At 42.8% G+C, this 20,263-nt stretch carries 18 protein-coding genes and 1 riboswitch; of the genes, 3 read left to right on the top strand and 15 right to left on the bottom strand.

Annotation, left to right across the window (positions count from 1 at the left end):
* Positions 1-9: 9 nt before the first annotated feature.
* Entirely contained in the window at positions 10-639 is a 630-nt protein-coding gene (locus tag VP97_RS16845; protein WP_050183239.1) for a YesL family protein, read from the bottom strand.
* 45 nt (positions 640-684) lie between these two features.
* The gene (locus VP97_RS16840; RefSeq protein ID WP_245629921.1) at positions 685-1,596 is read right to left on the bottom strand and encodes an ABC transporter permease; all 912 of its coding nucleotides are present in this window, start codon (positions 1,594-1,596) and stop codon (positions 685-687) included.
* Positions 1,597-1,956: 360 nt separating this feature from the next.
* On the opposite strand from VP97_RS16840, the gene VP97_RS16835 reads away from it, so the two are divergent.
* Positions 1,957-2,826, top strand: a complete 870-nt coding sequence (locus VP97_RS16835; protein ID WP_050183238.1) for a carbohydrate ABC transporter permease — start codon at positions 1,957-1,959, stop codon at positions 2,824-2,826.
* Positions 2,827-2,908: 82 nt separating this feature from the next.
* On the opposite strand, the gene VP97_RS16830 is transcribed toward VP97_RS16835, so the two are convergent.
* The 7 genes from VP97_RS16830 to VP97_RS16800 form a co-directional block, all read right to left on the bottom strand.
* Positions 2,909-5,179 carry a helix-turn-helix domain-containing protein gene (locus VP97_RS16830; RefSeq protein ID WP_050183237.1) on the bottom strand — a complete coding sequence of 757 codons (2,271 nt, stop codon included), beginning with the start codon at positions 5,177-5,179 and terminating at the stop codon, positions 2,909-2,911.
* A 132-nt stretch (positions 5,180-5,311) separates the two neighbouring features.
* Entirely contained in the window at positions 5,312-5,632 is a 321-nt protein-coding gene (locus VP97_RS16825) for a hypothetical protein (RefSeq protein ID WP_050183236.1), read from the bottom strand.
* 684 nt (positions 5,633-6,316) lie between these two features.
* On the bottom strand, positions 6,317-7,267 hold the full coding sequence (locus tag VP97_RS16820; protein WP_050183235.1) for a 3-hydroxyacyl-CoA dehydrogenase family protein: 951 nt from the start codon (positions 7,265-7,267) through the stop codon (positions 6,317-6,319).
* Positions 7,264-8,025 carry an SDR family NAD(P)-dependent oxidoreductase gene (locus VP97_RS16815; protein ID WP_050183234.1) on the bottom strand — a complete coding sequence of 254 codons (762 nt, stop codon included), beginning with the start codon at positions 8,023-8,025 and terminating at the stop codon, positions 7,264-7,266. Before VP97_RS16815 ends, VP97_RS16820 begins: the two co-directional genes overlap by 4 nt.
* Positions 8,026-8,078: 53 nt before the next feature.
* On the bottom strand, positions 8,079-9,392 hold the full coding sequence (locus VP97_RS16810) for a GntP family permease (RefSeq protein WP_050183233.1): 1,314 nt from the start codon (positions 9,390-9,392) through the stop codon (positions 8,079-8,081).
* Positions 9,393-9,477: 85 nt separating this feature from the next.
* Entirely contained in the window at positions 9,478-10,755 is a 1,278-nt protein-coding gene (gene hisD / locus VP97_RS16805; RefSeq protein WP_050183232.1) for a histidinol dehydrogenase, read from the bottom strand.
* 156 nt (positions 10,756-10,911) lie between these two features.
* Complete coding sequence (locus tag VP97_RS16800) at positions 10,912-11,925, bottom strand: LacI family DNA-binding transcriptional regulator (RefSeq protein WP_050183231.1); 1,014 nt, start codon at positions 11,923-11,925, stop codon at positions 10,912-10,914.
* 206 nt (positions 11,926-12,131) lie between these two features.
* Here VP97_RS16800 and VP97_RS16795 point away from each other — a divergent pair, with 206 nt between their 5' ends.
* Complete coding sequence (locus tag VP97_RS16795; RefSeq protein ID WP_050183230.1) at positions 12,132-12,653, top strand: type 1 glutamine amidotransferase domain-containing protein; 522 nt, start codon at positions 12,132-12,134, stop codon at positions 12,651-12,653.
* 36 nt (positions 12,654-12,689) lie between these two features.
* On the opposite strand, the gene VP97_RS16790 is transcribed toward VP97_RS16795, so the two are convergent.
* From VP97_RS16790 to VP97_RS16765, 6 genes are all read right to left on the bottom strand, one after another.
* Positions 12,690-13,682: a LacI family DNA-binding transcriptional regulator gene (locus VP97_RS16790; RefSeq protein ID WP_050183282.1), complete on the bottom strand. Its 993-nt coding sequence runs from the start codon at positions 13,680-13,682 to the stop codon at positions 12,690-12,692.
* Between the two features lie 18 nt (positions 13,683-13,700).
* Positions 13,701-15,179, bottom strand: coding sequence for a UDP-glucose--hexose-1-phosphate uridylyltransferase (gene galT / locus VP97_RS16785; protein WP_050183229.1), 1,479 nt, complete (start codon positions 15,177-15,179; stop codon positions 13,701-13,703).
* Entirely contained in the window at positions 15,176-16,177 is a 1,002-nt protein-coding gene (galE, locus tag VP97_RS16780; RefSeq protein WP_050183228.1) for a UDP-glucose 4-epimerase GalE, read from the bottom strand. The genes galT and galE overlap by 4 nt, the downstream gene beginning before the upstream one ends.
* On the bottom strand, positions 16,174-17,355 hold the full coding sequence (locus tag VP97_RS16775) for a galactokinase (RefSeq protein ID WP_050183227.1): 1,182 nt from the start codon (positions 17,353-17,355) through the stop codon (positions 16,174-16,176). Before VP97_RS16775 ends, galE begins: the two co-directional genes overlap by 4 nt.
* Positions 17,356-18,014: 659 nt before the next feature.
* A complete protein-coding gene (locus tag VP97_RS16770) occupies positions 18,015-18,887 on the bottom strand; it encodes a hypothetical protein (RefSeq protein WP_050183281.1) in 873 nt (290 codons plus the stop codon).
* 46 nt (positions 18,888-18,933) lie between these two features.
* Positions 18,934-19,021, bottom strand: a riboswitch (cyclic di-GMP riboswitch).
* A 58-nt stretch (positions 19,022-19,079) separates the two neighbouring features.
* Positions 19,080-19,820, bottom strand: a complete 741-nt coding sequence (locus VP97_RS16765; RefSeq protein WP_050183226.1) for a sulfite exporter TauE/SafE family protein — start codon at positions 19,818-19,820, stop codon at positions 19,080-19,082.
* Positions 19,821-19,983: 163 nt separating this feature from the next.
* On the opposite strand from VP97_RS16765, the gene VP97_RS16760 reads away from it, so the two are divergent.
* A complete protein-coding gene (locus tag VP97_RS16760; RefSeq protein ID WP_050183225.1) occupies positions 19,984-20,250 on the top strand; it encodes a YiaA/YiaB family inner membrane protein in 267 nt (88 codons plus the stop codon).
* Positions 20,251-20,263 lie beyond the last annotated feature (13 nt).

Here is a 20,263-nt window from a genome sequence, read left to right as displayed (position 1 = left end):
TTTATCCCCCTATTTATCGATTGCCAGACGGCTTTCGTGGCTTGATTGTGCTTTCTCTGCTTTTTGGAATACTTGGTGCACCATCCACATGGTGATGTAAACAGCTGGGCTCATACCAAAGATGAAAAGGAATCCTGAATTTGACATAAGCAGGCCGGCCATAACCCCTAATATGACTAATAAAACAAGTGTGTATTGAAAATAAGCTACACCAAGAAAAACGGCATATTTTATTTTCTTAAAAAGCGACTTCATTTCGTAATGCACCATAATGCAAGGTGCATAAAGGATCGATGCAAGATAAAGAATCCCGGCTGCAATCACTGCTGCTCTGACAAAAGGTGACTGCACATAAAGCAAATCAATGTACAAAATCCAACCGGTAATTCCATATAAAAAGAATATCTGATTGCCTTCTTTAAAATGAAGTTGGTAGGCTTTTTTAAATGCCTTAAAGGTAGAGATGTCCTCATTCCCTCGAATCCACTGGCGCATCACGCTGAACATAGCCATTGTCGCGGGGCCTGCCCCGAAAAGAACCAGCCCCATTGATGTAAAAACGATCCATAAAAGATGCACATAAACTAGCTTAAGCAATAGAGAGCAAAAGCCATTCATTCTTTCTGCTGTCTTACCCACGTAAACCACCTCTTTTGAATGCGCTATCATTTGTTGGCAAGGGAATTAATAAAGTCCATCTTCCCCAAACTTTTTAGCCAGCTTGTTTGCTCCAATAACCAGGACTAATCCGACAAGTCCTTTAAATACTCCAACTGCTGTACTGTAACTTAGCTGGCCGTTTTTCAAGCCCGCTGTATACACATACGTATCGAAAATTTCTGCAACTTCCCGGTTTAAGGAATTTAACAGCAAGTAAACATGTTCAAAACCTAAATCCAGCGTCTGGCCAATTTTCAGAATCAACAAAATGATAATAACCGGGCGGATAGCCGGCAGTGTAACGTGCCAGATTTGGCGAAATCTGCTTGCCCCATCCATTTTAGCCGCTTCATATAATTGAGGATCCACCGCTGTAACAGCTGCTAAATAAATAATCGTGGACCAGCCCATTTCTTTCCAAATAATTTGTGAGATATACAATGTTCTTGTCCAGTCCGGACTTGTAAGGAAGTCAATTTTTTCACCGCCCATACGTGCGATTAATTCATTGACAATTCCTCCATCCACTGTCAGGAATACATAAAAGATTGAGACGATAATAACCCATGACATAAAATGGGGGATATAAATAATAGTTTGAACGGTTCCCTTAAATGCCTTGATTCGGACCTCATTTAACATTAATGCTACAATAATCGGAATTGGAAAAAAGATAAACAGGTTTAACGCGAAGAATAAAAGTGTATTTTTTAATAGCATAAAGAATGTTGGCTCGGTAAAAAGGCGTTCAAAGTGTTTGAACCCTGCCCATTCACTTCCCATTATTCCAAGAAAAGGCTGATAGTCTTGAAAGGCGATAACGATCCCGGCCATTGGCACATATTTAAAGATAAGAAAGTACAAGAGACCTGGTAAAATCATCAGATAGAGATATTTGTTCCTTGTTAAGCTGGCGATGTTTTTTCTTCTTACCATTTGCTTTATTTCTTTTTTGGATGCCGCTGTCTCAATCGGATCCATTGCTGCATTTGTTTCTCTCACAATGCGAATCCCTCCTCTTAGGTTTTTCGTTTACACAATCAGCGTAATGGCCAGAGCCCCATAACGTCTATAATCATCTGGCCTGTCTCCTTTAAAACCGCCATTTGAAAGCGTTTTCCAAATTTATGCGGATAAGATGATTATTCCTGTTAAAAATGATTATCCACCGTTACCTTCACTTTTTCTTTCACTTTTTACAGGCAGGGGAAAATGATTATAGACGCACTGAACAGCTCCTTGTTACAGTAAATGGAGACCAGCATAGCCATACTTTATCAAGGAGGGATTCTTTTTATGAAAGATCATTCATTAGGCAACCGTTTATTTAATGTCGTAAACTACACACTGCTTACCATTATCTCACTTGCCTGCCTGCTGCCGTTTTTAAATGTCATTGCCAGTTCATTTGCCACTACAGATGAAGTAATGGAAAAGTCTTTTATTTTATTTCCTACCACTTTTTCATTGGACGCTTACACATTTATTTTTTCAACCCCAACCATTTTTAAAAGCCTGGCTGTTTCCATTGGCGTAACAGGGGTGGGTACGCTTGTCAGTATGGTTCTGACCGCGACGATGGCTTATGGGTTATCCCGAAAATATTTATACGGCCGACGGACACTCAACTTTATGGTTGTATTTACAATGCTTTTCAGCGGCGGCATGATCCCGACTTATTTAGTCGTAAAAAATCTTGGCTTAATTAACTCTTACTGGGCGCTCATTCTTCCTGTAGCCATCAGCGCTTTTAATCTAATTATTATGAGAAACTTTTTTCAAGCTATTCCTGAAAGTCTGGAAGAATCGGCTAAAATTGACGGCTACAACGATATTATGATTTTCTTGAAAATTATTTTACCGCTTTCCATGCCATCAATTGCAACGATCTCGCTGTTTTACGCTGTTGCTTACTGGAATGAATATATGAATGCAATTTTGTACTTAAATGATTCCGCCAAGTGGCCGATCCAGATTTTACTCCGCCAAATTGTAATCGTTTCCAGCGGCATGCAGGCAGATACAACCGCTGTCGATATTGTTCCTCCTGCACAAACAGTGAAGATGGCGGTTATAGCGGTAGCCACTGTACCGATGCTGATTGTTTATCCATTCCTTCAAAAATACTTTGTCAAAGGAGCTTTTGTCGGATCTGTAAAAGCATAGCAGCTTGTCCAGCTGGGCAACCCTATGAAGTCATAAAAGTAAGCCGGATTCTGACCCGAATCCGGCTTACTTTTATCAACACTTATTCATTATTACTAGACAACTGGCCAAAACGGTTTTGTTCACGATATTTCCCTGGCGTGATCCCTTCCATCTTACGAAAAAACCGGATGAAGTTTTGCGAATTATTGTATTGAAGGCGTTCTGCAATCTCTTTTACCGGCATATCCGTTTCTTTCAGCCATGCTTTCGCCATTGTATATCGGTAATTTGACAAGTAATCACTAAAGGACTGTCCAAACTCTTTTTTAAAAATCTCGCTTAAATAGTTTGGATTATAATGAAGCTTTGTGGCAACCGCCTCAAGTGTTAACTTTGTATCGTATTCCTGCTGAATAACATGAATAATTCTTTCTGATATCGACTTGTACTGGGAGCTTTCTCTTTCTTCCATAAGCTGAATCATGGGATAAATCACTTTTTCTTTGATAAACAATTCTATTTCTTCTGCCGTTTCCATTTCAAATACAGCTTTATATAAGGTTTTTTGATCTTTGACCATTAATGAATCCATACCGAGAAGCTGCATCAGTTCAATCACATCATTAATAAACCTCATCATGTGTATTTCCAATTCGTATGCACCACGATTGCGCTTAAACAAATCTGCAAGCAAAAGATCCAGCTCTTCTTTGGCTTTTTCACTCTCGCCCACTTTAATCGAGTCAAAAAGCCGGTTTTCCAACAATTTTGGAAAATAACTTGTTTTAATTTCCGGCGGCTCGAACATTTTCCCATGGAAAACAATGGCTTCTTTGCCGACTTTGAGGCGATATTTCAATGAATTTATTCCTTGATCGAGTGCCTGTTCACTTTCGCTTAACTGGTGAAATGGCCTGCTGATGCCAATACTGATCGATACGTTAAACAGCTCTTTAACAGTGCGCTGAATCGTTTCCACATGAGCTTGGACAACAGCTGCACTTTTGCTTTCATCTTCCTCGTAGCTAATAAAAATGGCTGCCTGGGTTTTAGAATCAATCATCGCCGTAGCCAGCCGTTCCGTTTCCTTGATTTCTTCTGATACAACCTGGCTGACTCCGAACATTAATACATCCTTTTCCTTGCTGGTATATTTTTTTGAATCGAGGTGGTCAATTTGAAGGACAAGCACATACAAGTGTGCCCACTGCAGCGGATATCCAAACTTCTCCAACTCTTCTTGAATTTCAGTCTCTGTTTTTCTTCCATGAAGCAGGTTAATCGTAAAAAGTGTTTTTAATTGCTCTAATTGACTTGTGACCATATTTTCCAGTGACTGATTTTGATGAAGTACATTCCGAATGGACGTGCCGATCAATTCAAACTCATCCCGGTACCTTCCGCCTTTTGTTTTCGGCATTAAGGTTTGCAGCTCCCGAATGGGGCGTGAAAAATAGTCAGAGCTCAAGTATGCAATCATAATGGTTAATCCCAGCATCAATGCACTCATCATAACAGTTCCGATTACAGTCGGCTTCATTGCTGCCATAAACTCGGCTTCATCGATTTTCGTTACATACACCCAGCCGTTGTACATGGATTTAGAATAAGCAAGCTTGTACGCTTTTTCGTCAGCTTCAGCATTTACAATGCCAATTTGGGAATGATCGGCTTTAATCAATGGTGAGATATCCTGCGTGCGTATCCCCGCTTCTTTTTCATTGACACTTCCATATACAAGCTGTCCATCCTGGTTATAAATGAAAATAGGACTTGATTCATCCTCTTTATAAATCAAATCAGTCAGTGAACCTAGTGGAATATGAATAACGAGCGCTCCGGATTTTTCTGCTTTATGGAGAGGCACTTTTTTAACAAGTTGAATTTCATGCGGCTCATTCGCCTTTTTCAGCCAGGTAGAGGCATTCGGCAGCTTCATATAATCCTGGTAAAGCTGGTTTTGCTGAGCATCAGTCAATTGTTTTAAACCGGCCTGATTAATGGTCCAATTGCCGTCAAAGCTGATGAGCTCGGCGGTTGTTTGATTAGGACCAAAGGTTGAGATGTAATTTAAACGTTTATCAACTCGCTGATAAATATCAAAATGGCTGGCTGCCAGCGGCTGTTGAATAATACGGTCAAACGAAGGATCATACACGTAGGAATTAAACGTATAATCAACCGCTTGTAATTTTTGCTCAAGCGTATTCATTGTCTGGACGATATTTTCCTGTTTTTCGAGCGTTATTTTTTCTTCAAGCGAATCTTTTGTAAAAAAATAAGCAAACCCATTAAACAGAATAACAGCCAGTACTCCTACAACAACAAATGGCAAAAAAATGCGGTAAAAATACTTCGGCTTCCGCTTCATTTCCCCCTGCCAGCCTCCCTTCTTTTTAAAGCGCTTACATTATTATCTAATAAATTAGGCCGATAAGTCAATATGATTTGACAAGAATGAACAGCATCCGCCCTCCGGTTCAAACAGAAAGACCGGCCAATTTTATTTTTTCGGCTGGTCTTTCTGTTTTATGAACAGCGGCCAGATCGCTATAAGCAAACAAGCTATAATGGTGATTGCCGCGCTGTCGTACAAAACGGCTTCCCCGCTTACATTGCTTCGCTCGAAGAAAAATGTCGGCCCGAACAGAACGAGTGGAATTACTACACTAAACCATGTTTTGCTCCAAAGCGCTATAAGGATAAAAGCTAGCGTACATAATAACAAGATCACATTATTAGCTGGTAAGCCTTCTCTGTGTATCGGTTCTTCCAGCAGACTCCCTCCAAGTAAAACAAGCACAAACAGTACAGTCAATGACATCTGGGTAACAATCGCAAATAAAAACCATTTCCGGTCTGAATATTGTTTTTTGCCCGCTTTTTTAAAAAAATAATATATGCCGCAAGTCGGACAGCTAAAACAACAGGAAAGCCTATTAACTGAAAGATGTTAATCGAAAATTCTTCCCGAATCGCCTGCCCCATAATAAAGTAAGCTAGCACTCCCCAAAAAACATGGGCGGGGGACTTTTGACAATTTCTCCATTAGCTATCTTGTATAACAAAATACTGACCTTTTTCTGGTTTCCATTAAATGAAAGAAAGTAAAGGAAGTGTTTTAAGGCGGGGATGAAAAATGGCCCGAGGAAAAATTTGAAGATTTAAGCTTTAGTATTCGATTCTGCCGCTGTAGTGAGGTCACGGGCTGGTTATAGTTTACAGCCACGTCTTATCAAGCCGCCGGACTTTTCCTTTATAAAAAAACTTTTACAGATAAGCTAGCAGAATAAAGCAAGGCTCCGCTAGATTCAAAGAACCGATTGAGCACGCTTTTACAATTGTTAAAAGAAGCATGACAGGCGATCTTTATTTCACTTCCACAAAGCCGGCTAGCTCGTGTTGGGATTCTGTACAGCCTGCTTAAATATACAAAAATGACAAAGTGGCCTCAGACCACTTTGTCTACAGTTTAAAAGGGAGCTCAAAGGAAAAATCATTTTTCCTTTTACTGTTTTGACAGCTTGTCTTTTTTAAGCCAGTCAATAAGCTCCTGCTCTCTTTTTTTGTTCATTTCTTGGGACATTTCTTCGGGCCATTCATAAAAGCCACTTCCATTTTTCTGGCCATAGCGCCCGGTATCCACCAAATTCCGCATAGCTGGAAAAGATTTATCGCTTTTGCTTAAATCGGGGAACAAATAAGTAGAAATGGAGTCGAACACATCCAATCCCCCCATGTCTGCTGACATAAAAGGACCTGTAACCCCAAGACGCCGGCCGATGCTATATTGAGCGGCCTTATCAATATCCTCCATGTCGGCGGCTCCTTGCTCCAGTATAAATTGCGCTTCTCTAAAAAGAGCATATTGTAGGCGATTGCCGATCGAGCCAAGAATATCTTTTTTTACAATAATAGGCTCTTTATTCATTGCATGAAGCAGAAGGAGTGCCCGTTCGGCTGTTTCATCGCTTGTCTGTGTGCCTTTAATTACTTCTACAAGTGGGATCAAGTGGCCCGGGTTCCAAAAATGCGTTACCAGGGTTTTTTCGGGATAATTGGTGTAAGCTGCAATATCTGTTGGGCTGAGGCCAGATGTGTTGCTTGCAATAATTGTATTTTCTCCGCACAGTCTCTCTAGATCCTGAAACATCTTTTGCTTCATACCGAGGTTTTCCGGAATACATTCAATAATGAAAGAAGCATAGCGCACACATTCCTGCAGCGATACGGTAAATTCGATCCGTCCCGTTATGGCCTCCTTGTCGACTTCTTGAATCAGATCATTTTCTATTAAAACAGCCGTTTTTTCTAAAACACCTTTTTTACCATTTTCAACATTTTTTTCGTCTACACCCCAAACCATTACTTCAAAACCAGCCATAGCGGCGGATAAAGCAATAGAGTGCCCCATTGTGCCGGCGCCAATGATGGCGATTCGTTCATCAAAAGTATTCATATTGCTGTCCAGCCTCCGTCTACTTTGATTGTTTCTCCTGTTATAAACCGTGCCATATCGGATGCGAGAAATAAAATAGCACCGGTAACATCCGAAACTTCTGCTAATTTTCCTAAAGGGATACGGCTTAATACATCATTGTAAAATTCCTTGTCTTCAAACATTGCCCTCGTGAACTCGGTTTCAACAAACGTCGGCGCCACAGCATTTACTAGAATATTGTGCGGTGCCCATTCAACAGCCAGCGCTTTTGTGAGCTGAACAGCTCCTCCTTTGCTGGAACAATATGCCGCTCGTTTTATATAACCGACAAAAGCCATTTGGGAAACGATGTTGATAACGCGGCCGCCGCCCTGCTTTTTCATATATTGGCCGGCACGCTGCGCGCAAAAAAAGGTTCCTTTTAAATTGGTGTCCAAGACTTGATCCCAATCTGCTTCCGTCACTTCAAAAGCCGGCTTTGCGATATTGACTCCTGCATTGTTTATCACAATATCAAGGCCGCCAAGCACTGAAAAGGCCTCATCTACCATCTTGTGTACACTGTCAACGTTTTGCATATCCGCTGCAGTCCAGAAAGAACGTGAATGAATTTCTTTTAATTCTTTTGCTGTTTTTTCCAGATCTGAAGTATTTCTTCCTGTAATCATGATATCTGCACCGAGATTGGCAAAGGCGATAGCTGCATCTCTTCCAAGTCCTTTGCTGCCCCCGGTAACCAGAACTTTTTTTCCTTTTAATTCATCGAAATATGTCAAAACGCTCTCTCCTTTTCTTCATGGAAAAAGGTGCAGCCGTTCCATTTTTCAAATTATAAACCGAGCGAGAATAAAGCCACCGCAATCACAACGCCAATTATCGGAACAATCACAGTCATTGCTCCAAATGCCGGGTATGCATCTTTATGTGTTTCGCCGGCGATGGCTCGGATGGTTGTAACAACGTATCCGCCATGAGGTAATGAATCAAGAGAGCCGGAAGAAATGGCCACTACCCGGTGAAGCGCTTCAGGATTTACTCCCATATCCAAATAATGCGGTGCTAAAAGAGGAAGCGCAATCGACTGTCCTCCGGAAGCCGAGCCTGTTAAGCCGGCGATCACGCAAACTGCCACTGCACCGCCGATAAGCGGACTTCCTGGAATATTAGTCATCGTGTTTACCGCACTTTCAAAAGCAGGGGTTGCTTTTGCCACACCGCCAAATCCTACAACAGCCGATGTATTAGCAATCGCAATCAACGCGCCCAGCGTACCTTCTGATACAGCATTCCAAAAGTTCACAAAATATTTACGGTGAAGCAAGTACGTGGCAATAACCCCACCCAAAAGAGCAATAATAAGGGCTGATTGTGCCAAGGAATTATGAAAAGCAAATGAGATGACCAAAACCACTAAAAGCGGAACCATACTCACTATCGGATTCGGCAAATTTTCACGAATCTGCGTGTTGTCTGTTTCTCTTGTCACAAACCGCTCCCCATTTTTAACCGCTTTCATAATCATGCGCTTTAACCACCAATAGCCAAACACCATCATAAAAATAGCAACGATTAAGCTGACTTCCCATCCCGCATACGGTGAAGTATGTAAATACTCAATTGGAATCCAGTTTTGAATTTCCGGTGAACCGGCAGATGTCATCGTAAATGTAGTAGAACCAAAAGCCAGCGCCGCTGGAATAAATCTTCTCGGTAAATCTGCTTCTTTAAACAAGCTGATTGCCATCGGATAAACAGAAAAAGCTACAACAAACAAACTGACGCCGCCATACGTTAAAATGGCACAAGCAATAACAATAGCCAGAACCGCATTTTTCATGCCAATTTTATCGACAATCCACTTCGATACACTATCAGCAGCACCGCTGTCTTCCATTAGCTTTCCAAATATTGCACCGATTAAAAACATCATATACCATGACGCAATAAAACCAGTGAATCCATTCATATAATTTGAAAGGAAATTAACTTCCCCTTCTGCTACCATTTGCGGAAACAAAGGGAGACCATTCAACACAGCCACAAATAAAGCCGAAAGAGGTGCTGCAATTAAAAGGTTCATTCCTTTCATTGTTAATATGATTAATAGTGCCAGCCCGCCAAGTAGTCCAATCATGCTGATCATTCCATACACTCTCCTTTTCCCTCTCATTGAGAAAAGGAGCCAACTAAATATTTATATTGGCTCCACTCTTCCCAAAGTTTACTGCTTATTTTTTTCCGTAGCGGCGAACACGAAGAAGTGCTTGCTCAGCGTGTCCCGCAAAATTCTCTAGCTGGCACAAACGAGCTGCATATTCACCGACATAAACACTTGCTTCCTCTGTTACACGCTGATACGTACATGTTTTCAAGAATTTTCCGACCCATAAGCCGCCAGTATAGCGTGCTGCTCCTTTTGTCGGAAGCGTGTGATTGGTGCCAATTACTTTATCGCCATAAGCAACGTTTGTTTCTGGACCAAGGAACAGGCATCCGTAGTTTGTCATATTATTCAAGAAATAATCTGGATCCTTCGTTAAAATCTCAACGTGCTCGAACGCCAGCTTATCCGCTTCAACCAATGCTTCCTGTTCATCTTCCACTAAAATGATAACTCCATAGTCTTCCCAGGAAACACGCGCTACATCAGCAGTAGGGAGTACTTGAAGCTGACGCTCAATTTCTTCTACCGTTTCCTCAGCCAGTTTACGAGATGTCGTGATCAATGCACCAGGAGACGTTGGACCGTGCTCACCCTGGCCGAGAAGGTCTGTGGCAATCATTTCCGCGTCTGCTGTTTCATCCGCTACAACAAGTGTTTCGGTTGGACCTGCAAATAAATCAATGCCAACGCGCCCGTATAATTGACGCTTTGTTTCTGCTACAAATGCATTTCCTGGTCCAACAAGCATATCGACCGGCTCAATTGTTTCTGTTCCAACAGCCATTGCAGCCATTGCTTGAATACCGCCGAGGATGTAAATTTCATCTGCACCGGCCATGTGCATCGCTGCAACCGTAGCCGCAGGGATTTCACCGCCAATTGGAGGCGTGCATGCGATAACACGTTTAACTCCAGCAACTTTTGCGGTAAGGACGCTCATATGAGCTGATGCCACCATTGGATAACGCCCGCCAGGAATATAACAGCCAACGCTGTTTACCGGGATATTTTTATGACCTAAAATAACACCAGGAAGTGTTTCTACCTCAATATCCACCATTGATTTGCGCTGCTCTTCTGCAAACCGCTTTACGTTGCTTTGCGCAAATTTAATGTCTTCAATCGTCTGCTCAGGTACACTGCTGACGATTTCTTCAATCTGTTCATCTGTTAAACGGAATTGCTCTGGATTCCATTTATCAAATTTGTTGGAAAGCTCTCTTACTGCAGCGTCTCCTTCCTGCTCAATTTTTTTAATTGTCTGACTGACCGTCTCAGAGATTTGTGCATCGTTCTGGGCAATTTCTTCTTGTGCTTTTCCTTGCTTCAAATAAATAGCCATATGAATCCTCCTATTGTTTTGCATACGTATGCAACTTTGAAAGCGCTATTGCATACGTATGCATTTTTAACTGTCTCATCACTTTGCATACGTATGCAAAGTAATGAGACATGAAATTTAAAATACTATCTACTCAAGATAATAAATAAAACGTTTTCATTTGTCAACTACCTTTGATTTTTTTGTCGAATCCCTTTTAATTAACTTTCCTGAAACAAGTTTTGGTTTAGCATCTACTTGTTTTTTATTTATTTGATTTATTAGTGTTTCAATCGTTATTTTAACCATTTCATCGACAGGCTGCTCCCAGGTTGTGAGCGAATTAGCCGGCCAGGCAGCCATCTCAATATTGTCAAAACCAACAACCGTTACATCTTCCGGGATAGAAAGCTGCAAAGACTTCGCAGCATCCAATGCGCCCAGTGCAGTAATGTCATTAGCCCCAAAAATCGCTTCCGGACGTTCGTTTCGCTTCAGCAAATTTAACGCAGCTTTGTAGGCACCTTCATACGTATAATTGCCTTCTTCAATTATTACTTTAACTCCTTTGGCTTGTAAATAGTCACAAAATCCACGCTGCCGGTCCTGGCTGGTGGAAGTGTTTTTTCGTCCGGTAATGTAAGCCAGTCGGCGGCAGCCCTGCTCATACAAATAATCAGCAATCTGCCAGGCAGCCGAGTAGTTGTCACAGCTTACAGAGTGGCAGGATAGCTCATGGCTGTAACGATTAAACAAAATAACCGGGATATTGCTTTCCTGAAGCTGTGTTACTACATTAGACGATAAAAGCGCATCGGTCACAATCACGCCTTCTACATTATATTCAAGAAATTGAGTGATTTCTTCCTGCTGAATTTCATCATTTTCCGTATAAACAAATAAAACGTGATAGCCTTTTTCACGCAGTCCTTTTGTGAATTTACCCAGCACTTCGTGGTAGAAAGGGTTTTGAATTTCCCTCATCGCCAATCCTACCATGTTTGTTTTATTCATGATTAACCCTCTGGCAAGCGCATTAGGACGGTAGCCTAAGAAAGAAGCAGCTTCCATCACTTTTTCTTTTGTTTTTTCTGAAACATTCGATCCTGGGGTAAATACACGTGAGACGGTGGATTGAGAAACGTTCGCTAATTTTGCAACCTCCATCGCATTTACCGACTTTTTTTTCATGAACTATTCCTCCAACTGTTTAAAAACTATATACGTTTTTTACCGTTCTTTCTTTTTTATTTTACCATTAAAAAGCTTTATATCTACTTTAAAACAAGTACATATACGTTCTTTCTTTTTTGCCGTTCTATCAGGCTCTTATTTGATTATTTTTAAATTTAAATCACCTCTGTTACACTAAAATAAACAACGAAGGAGGAAATAAAATGCGTTTAGCTGAAAAAAAAGTTATTGCTCTTGTTGAAGAGGAATTTGAAGATTTAGAGCTTTGGTACCCAATTTTGAGGCTGCAGGAAGAAGGAGCTGTAGTTCATCTTGTCGGCAAGGAAGCCGGCAAAAAGTATATCGGAAAGTATGGAGTGCCGGCGGAAGCCGATTACTCGTTTGAGGAAATTAATGTTGATGAGTATGATGCTATTCTTGTACCGGGCGGCTGGGCACCTGATAAGCTGCGCCGTTATCCGGAAGTGCTCGAATTCGTTCGTTCAATGGATGCAGCCCAAAAACCGATCGGACAAATTTGCCACGCTGGCTGGGTGCTGATTTCAGCTAACATTTTGCAGGGGAAAAATGTGACCAGTACACCGGGCATTAAAGACGACATGACCAATGCAGGTGCCGTTTGGCATGACGAACCAGTTACAGTAGACGGCCATATTGTCTCAAGCCGGCGTCCACCGGATCTTCCACCTTATGTAAAAGCTTTTGCGGATAAGCTTGCTGAATAAAAAATCACCATCATCCGGCCGGATGATGGTGATTTTTCACTTTGTTGTACCCCGCACAATCAATTCTGATGGCAGCACTACTTTTTTAGAAATGCGTTTCGTTTTTATTTGCTCCAGCAGCAGTTCTACCGCCACTTTGCCCATCCATTCTGTATGCACCTTTACCGTTGTAAGCGGCGGATACATATATTTAGATACGCTAATATCGTTCACACCGATCAAGCTGACACGCGCTGGAACCTGAATTTGTGCTTCATTCAGTGCCCGCAATGCTCCAATGGCCAGCGTATCGCTTGCTGCAAAAAACGCTTCCGGCAGGTGATCACCGCGCTGTTCAATGCAATGTTTCATCAGCGCGTAGCCATCATCAGCACTGTATGTCCCGATTAACATATTTTCTTCCTCCAGAGCATCCCTTTCCTGTAAAAAAGCCCGAAAAGTTTGCTCACGCTTGTCCACAATCATGCCGGATTTGTCTTCAAAGTACTCTCGGCCACCAATGTAGCCAATGCGACGCATGCCCCGTTCCCAAAAATAGTCGAGTGCTTTTTGTGTAACACGCGAAAAATCCGTTACCACGCTGTCAAATGCTTCATTTTCGGGTGAAAAATCCACAAAGACAATCTGGTTTGACCATTCATTCAGCCGTTCTACCTGGGCGTTACTGTATTTACCTACTGCAATAATCCCTTTGATTTCCTCCCGGTTCACCTGCTCAAGCTCATTGTACAGCACTTTTTGCACATGAAGGCCCCATTCAGCGGCGCTGTTTTCAGCACCAAGGCGAATCGACATATAATACAAATCATTAAGTTCTTCTTCCTGGGTATACCAATGAACGAGCGCTACTGTTGTTTGGGCTGTTTTTTTCGATACACGTCGTTTTTTATAATCAAGCTGTTCGGCAGCTTCGAAAATTTTCTGCTTTGTTTCTGCACTCACAGACAAGTGCGGATCATAGTTCAGCACACGTGAAACAGTTGCAATTGATACACCTGCCTGCATAGCAATATCTTTAATGGTAGCCATTGTTTTCATTCCGATCAATTAAAGTTGGTTCAAAAAGCGGCTGAATCCGTTTTTCCCTTCTTTTGTTTGCTTAAATACTCCGCAGTCCTCGAGGCCCCTTAAAAACTTGGCCGCAACGGCCTGGCGTATAAATTCTTCCAGGTTTGTCTGGCCGTCATACGTTAAGCGAAGTCCCTCTGCCCAGTCACGGTGCTCCTCCTTTACCTGCTCAGACTCGTCGGCAACGAACGCGGTGACTTCGGCTAAATCCTCTTTTAAACGCGCCGGCAGAACAGCAAGACCCATCACTTCAATCAGCCCAATATTTTCGCGTTTAATATGATGAATATCTGCATGCGGGTGAAACAAGCCCATTGGATGCTCCTCCGTTGTCCGGTTGTTGCGCAGCACGAGGTCAAGTTCAAAATAGGTGCCGCGTTTTCTAGCAATAGGTGTAACGGTATTGTGAGGCGTTTCTCCTGTACGTGACCAAATACTGCATGCTTCATCATCGTATGTTTTCCAGCTTGATAATACGTGCTCAGCTGCCGCCGAAAGCTGGAAGCGGTCTTCACTTTTAAGCCGTATAACAGACATTGGCCAGTACAAAGTGGCCCCCTTCACTGCCGGGAAGTTCTGCATTGAAAAAAGGGTTTCTTCTTTTGCTTTAGCCATAGCAAATTCATAACGGCCGCCCTGATAATGATCATGTGTTAAAATCGAGCCGCCAACGATGGGAAGGTCAGCATTGGAGCCGGCAAAATAGTGTGGAAATTGATGGACGAAATCAAGCAAGCGTTCAAACCCGGCCCGGTCAATTTTCATGTCACGATGCTCACCAGAAAGCAAAATGCAATGCTCATTGTAATACACATAGGGAGAGTATTGAAGAAACCATTCTTCTTCGCCCAGCGTCATCGGCACAATTCGATGGTTGGCACGCGCCGGGTGATTCGCATGTCCTTCGTATCCCTCATTTTCCACACACAAAAGACATTTTGGATAATTTGTTTCCGGCTCAGGACGCAATTTTGCTCGGGCAATTTCAGCCGGGTCCTTCTCTGGCTTTGACAAATTAATCGTAATATCCAGCTCACCGTAATCTGTCTCGGCTTTGTACGAAATATTTTTGGCAATCCGCTTCGTTTGAATGTAATTCGATGCCTGGCTCAAGCTGTAAAAGAAATCCGTTGCCTGCTGCGGCGAAGACGAATAGCTTTTCCAAAAAGAATCGGCGATTTGAGACGGCTTAGAAATAAAAATATTCATTATATCCGCTGCAAACATTTCTTTATCCTCTAAAAACGGCTGCACGATTCCTTGCGCTGACGCTTCGTCTGTCAATTTTTCCACCAGCTCCGGAATAGAAAGTCCAGAGACACTTTCAGCCGGTTCGGTAAAATCATTTTTTTTCAGCAAAGCGAGCAGGCGGTTTCTTGCATAAATATGATCACGCTTTTCGATCAGCCCGGCCTGCTGGGCTTTGCGGATGAGCTCTTCGACATAAGCGAAAATCATGAACGGCCCGCCCCTTTATAACCATGCGGATGCTGCTCATGCCAATTCCATGCGTCACGAATAATCGTTGAAATATCTGTCCGGGCAGGTGACCATCCAAGTACTGACCGCGCTTTTTGAGAAGAAGCGATTAACACGGCTGGATCACCCGCACGCTTTTGGCCAATTACAACTGGAATCGGATGCCCGGTTACTTCCCTTGCAGCTTCGACAATTTCTTTTACAGAAAACCCTTGATTAGAGCCCAAATTAAAAATGTTGCTTTCGCCGCCGTCTTTCAAATAATCCAGTGCTAGAATATGTGCATCAACCAAGTCTTCTACATGAATATAATCACGAATACACGTACCGTCTTCTGTCGGATAATCCTCTCCAAAAATGGTAATGTGTTCCCGTTGCCCGTTAGCTACCTGCAATACAACTGGAATTAAGTGTGTTTCCGGATTATGATCTTCCCCAATCACACCCAATTCGCTTGCTCCGGCAACGTTAAAATAGCGCAGTGAAACAAATTTTGTACCGTGCGCGGCATCACACCATTTCATCATTCGCTCCATCGCTAGTTTTGTTTCACCGTATGCACTTGTTGGATCGGCAGGTGCCTCTTCTGTGATAGGCATTTCTTTTTGTTCTCCATATGTAGCAGCTGAGGAAGAAAAAACAATGTGCTCTACTCCGTGCTTTATCATCGCCTCAAGCAATACCTGCGTACCAAACACATTATTGTCGTAGTACTTCAGCGGATTTTCCATCGACTCACCCACAAGTGAATTTGCCGCAAAATGAACCACCTGCTCAATCTGTTCATTGGCAAATATTTCATCCAAAAAGTGACGATCCCGGATATCTCCTGTATAAAAGGATACACCGTCCGGCACAGATTCTGGGTGGCCTGTTTCGAGACTATCAATTACTACCACATCGCGGTTTTTCGCTAAAAGAGCCCGCACCGCGTGCGAACCAACATATCCTGCTCCGCCTATTACAGCAATACTCATTTTATTTCCTCCCTCACTAGTTCACGTGCACCGCCGCCAATAGCAGCCATGTAGAACGCTGCTTCGATGCCACATTCCTCTTTGTACCGATTCCCAACTTCACTTATAAATGAGTCGATATGCTCGTTAAGGACAATGGCAATAGCACAGCCGCCAAAGCCTGCTCCAGTCATTCGTGCACCGATTACTCCCGGCTGATTCCAGGCTGTGTGCACGAGTGTATCAAGCTCTTTTCCTGTTACTTCATAATCCTGTTCCAGCGAGCGATGCGATTCATTCATAAGCAAGCCGACTGCTTCCACGTCTCCTCGCTTCAGCTTGTTCAGCGCCTCGATTGTCCGTGCATTTTCATAAACGGCATGACGTGCGCGCTTTTCCAAAACAGCATCACCGATTGCTGCCCGATACTCTTCAAACTGATCCGTCGTCAGCTCGCCAAGCGACTTCACATCAATTTGTTTTTGAAGCCGGCTTAGTGCTTCCTCACACTCGCTGCGCCGCTCATTGTATTTAGATGAAGCAAGCTCACGGCGCTTGTTCGTATTCATTATAACAATGCTTGCATCTGGAAGCTCGATTGGCGCGTATTCAAAGTCGAGCGTTTCACAATCAAGCCAGATCGCTGCGCCGGCTTTACCCATGCCAATCGCAAATTGATCCATAATGCCGCTGTTGACACCGATGTAGTAGTTTTCAACTCTTTGGCCGATTTTCACCATCTCAATCCGATCTATATCCAGGTCAAACAGCCCTTCTAACATCACACCCGTTGCCATTTCAATGGAGGCTGAAGAAGAAAGGCCGGCTCCGTTTGGAATATTGCCGTAAAAAAGAACATCATATCCGGTATTGATTGAATAACCCGCTTCCTGCATCAGCTTCGTCATGCCTTTCGGATAATTGGTCCATCCATCTTCTTCTCTGTAGCCCAATGCGTCAAGCGATCCTTCCACTACTCCCCGTTCACTAAAATTAGCAGAATAAAAGCGAAGTTTGTTATCTTCTCTTTTTGCTGCTAATGCATACGTTCCAAAGGTAATCGCAAGCGGAAATACGTGGCCGCCGTTGTAATCCGTATGTTCTCCAATTAAATTAATGCGCCCGGGTGCAAAAAAAACTCGCTCAGCCGGCCGATTAAAAGTGTCTGCAAATAACCGTCCCATTCCCTCCATTTTCATGAAAGCGCCCCCTTTTTTCTTTTATTTTACTTTTATTTTAGTAAAAGTCAAATATATTTTTAGTAAAAATCATTATGTGAAAGCAAGAAATTTTGCATACAAGAAGATCCGCCTTTTTAAAGACGGATCTCAGTGTGTAGACAAATTCTTTCTCTTTCAAAAAAAGAGCCGATAAGTGAAGCCTGCCGGACTTCGCGCATCCTAAGACAGTGTGAGAGCTTCCTCGGCTTACGCCTGCGGGACCTCCCGACTCACTGTCACTGTGTACTTCCCGCAGGAGTCTACGTCCGGCCGGCTTCACTAAGTAGTGTTGAAGATCAATCAGCCAAGGACTGGATAGACATTTTTCTCTTTTTTAAAAAGAAAAAATACAACCTTTTTAGCTCTATATACTCTTGTTGCAAGCCACTTGGAGGTGGGAGGGCAGCTGAGGCCGTGGAAGCCGACAGGCGCGTTCGGGCTCAACGCCTGCCCCTTGGAAAGCGGAGCCTCGCGAGTGCCGCTTTTTCTATGCTTCGACTAAGAACGGTTACACATAGGGGATCAAGATAGACCGAAAATGTCCATAAACAGGTAGACACTGAGGATGATACAACTGGATAACATTCTATTTCAACAAACAAAAAAGATCCGCCTTTTTAAAGACAGATCTTTTCTGTTTACGGATTCATGGACATCCAGCTTCCTACATGGTGGACAGCCGTTCCGTTGAATCCTGGTGTGCCTGTATAGTAAGACTGCACTTCTGCCAGCTCTTGCTGCATGAAAGCTTCTCCTTCTTCAAAAAAGGAGATATTGTCACCTTCGTCTGTTTCTCCTGTTTCTACGCCGACAACAATTGCTTTTCCATATTTTCCAGCCATCGCAATCTCATTTTTTACAACGTCAATAATAAATGCGGCATCATCGCGGTAAGCCATAATCGTTACACTGTTTGTATTTGCAATAACCCACTCTGCCAGCATGCCGGCTCCATATGTGTTTTTGTAGCGAACTTCATCAAACCAAAACGGCATGTCCACTTCAAGTGGAAGCTTCAAGGATGCCGTGCTCGTTTTCGCACGCTGCACTAGTGCCTGGTATGCTTTAATCGTTCCAGCCTGATTGGATGTCCAGCCGCTGTAAAGATATGGTTCTACATCTAGATGAACACCCGCAAATTTTTGATCATCGGTTGATCCGCTTTGATAATCTCCAAGCCAGTTCATCAGCTGATTTTGGCTCGTATATCCTTTCGGTGCTACCCAGGCCGGCGCTCCATCCAGTGCATAAATACGCATACCCTTTGCAGCTGCTTTTTGGATAAAGCTGCGATACACACCTGCAGGGATATCTCGATCAATTTGCACGTATACTTTATTCAATTGCTTGCTTTCCAAAAAAGCAAGCGTTCCTGCTTCATCATCAATGATCATCCACGGATTCCACAGCCATGTTGCCCGGTCGCCCGCAGCAGCTGCCTCCGCTTTTGTTTGCTGGGTTCCAGCGGCCATAAGAACAAAAAAGGACAGTAAGACGACTATTTTTTTCAATACAAAAAGCCCTCCATTCTGTAAGCCTAGACTCACAGAATGAGAGCCTGGCAACCTGACGACCATATGCTTTTCAGCAGTTAGGCTCATGGCTTTGCGTCCTACCCTTTCGGAGTAGTTTGCCTTTTTCAGATGTATTTTATAAATATATTATAAAACCTTTATGCTTTTTTGACTAGTACTTTCGAAAGGCTAAATTAACAATAGGACTGCAGCCATAGTTGGTGTTAAAATAACCACAGATTTTAACATGGGCTGAGGTAAAATATTGGTGAATTTCGCGCCAATATAAGCACCGCAAGCTGTACCAATAAGCACCTTTAACAGCAAAAAGAAATCAATAAATCCTTCTGAAAAGTAACCAGCTCCGCCGCCGATTGCAAGTGGCAAAATCACCAGCATCGTTGTGCCGACTGACTGACGGATCGTTAAATGAAGCAGAACCATTAAGCCAATTTGAATAAATGGTGCTGAGCCAATCCCAAATGTCCCGGACAATGCACCTACAAGCAGACCGAGCAAAATTCCCTTTAACCAAACAATGTGGCTTTTATCATCTACCGTCTTTGATGTGTCTTTTAAAAAAAACAGCTTGATAAAAAGCAAAAAAGCGGATAAAAACAGCATGCCCGCTGTTAGCCAGTGCAGTGATTCTTCAGGTATAACAGCTGCAATCTTGGCACCCGCAAATGAACCAGCCGCCGCAAAGCCGCCGACAATAAGGCCGACCTTCAAATGTGTGTTTCCTTCGCGATAGTGACTGTATGCACCAGATACACTTGTAAACGCCATCGCTGCCAGGGAAGTACCGAGTGCTGTATGAATGGGCACATGAAAAAAAAGAGTCAGCACAGCAATCACAAATCCCGCTCCGCCTGCTCCGATAAAACCAAACAGCGTGCCAAGCAAAAACATAGTCAATACAATTAACATTTCTTCATCTCCAGCTTTTACGCGTTAAACAGCTTCTTTTTACAACCCTTTCATTTTACCATAAGTTCTTTTTCTAGGGGGATACCTGCCATATATAGTCTTTTTTCAGAATTTATGGTATAGTATTAGTATCTAGTACTAACAAAATAAAGGAGGAGATCCCATGCAGCGATACCGAAGAAGAAATACCCCTGCTTTTACATTCCTGGCTTATTTCACTTTCGTCGCAGGTGTTGCTTTGTTTTCGATCGGCCTTTTTAATGCAGACATGGAGCTGAATGAAAAAGGATATTATATCGCCGTTATGATTCTTGTTGCCGTCGGTGCGATCTTAACGCAAAAAGTAACACGTGATAATGCGGAAGACAATGAGATTATCGCGGAGGAAGAAGAGCGCAGACGCAGCAGCATAAAATCTCCTTCTGAATAAAATGTAAGAAAAG

This window comes from Domibacillus robiginosus (assembly GCF_000966195.1).
In the GTDB taxonomy this organism is placed as follows: Bacteria; Bacillota; Bacilli; order Bacillales; family Domibacillaceae; genus Domibacillus; species Domibacillus robiginosus.
This window is presented reverse-complemented; position numbering and strand designations above follow the sequence as displayed.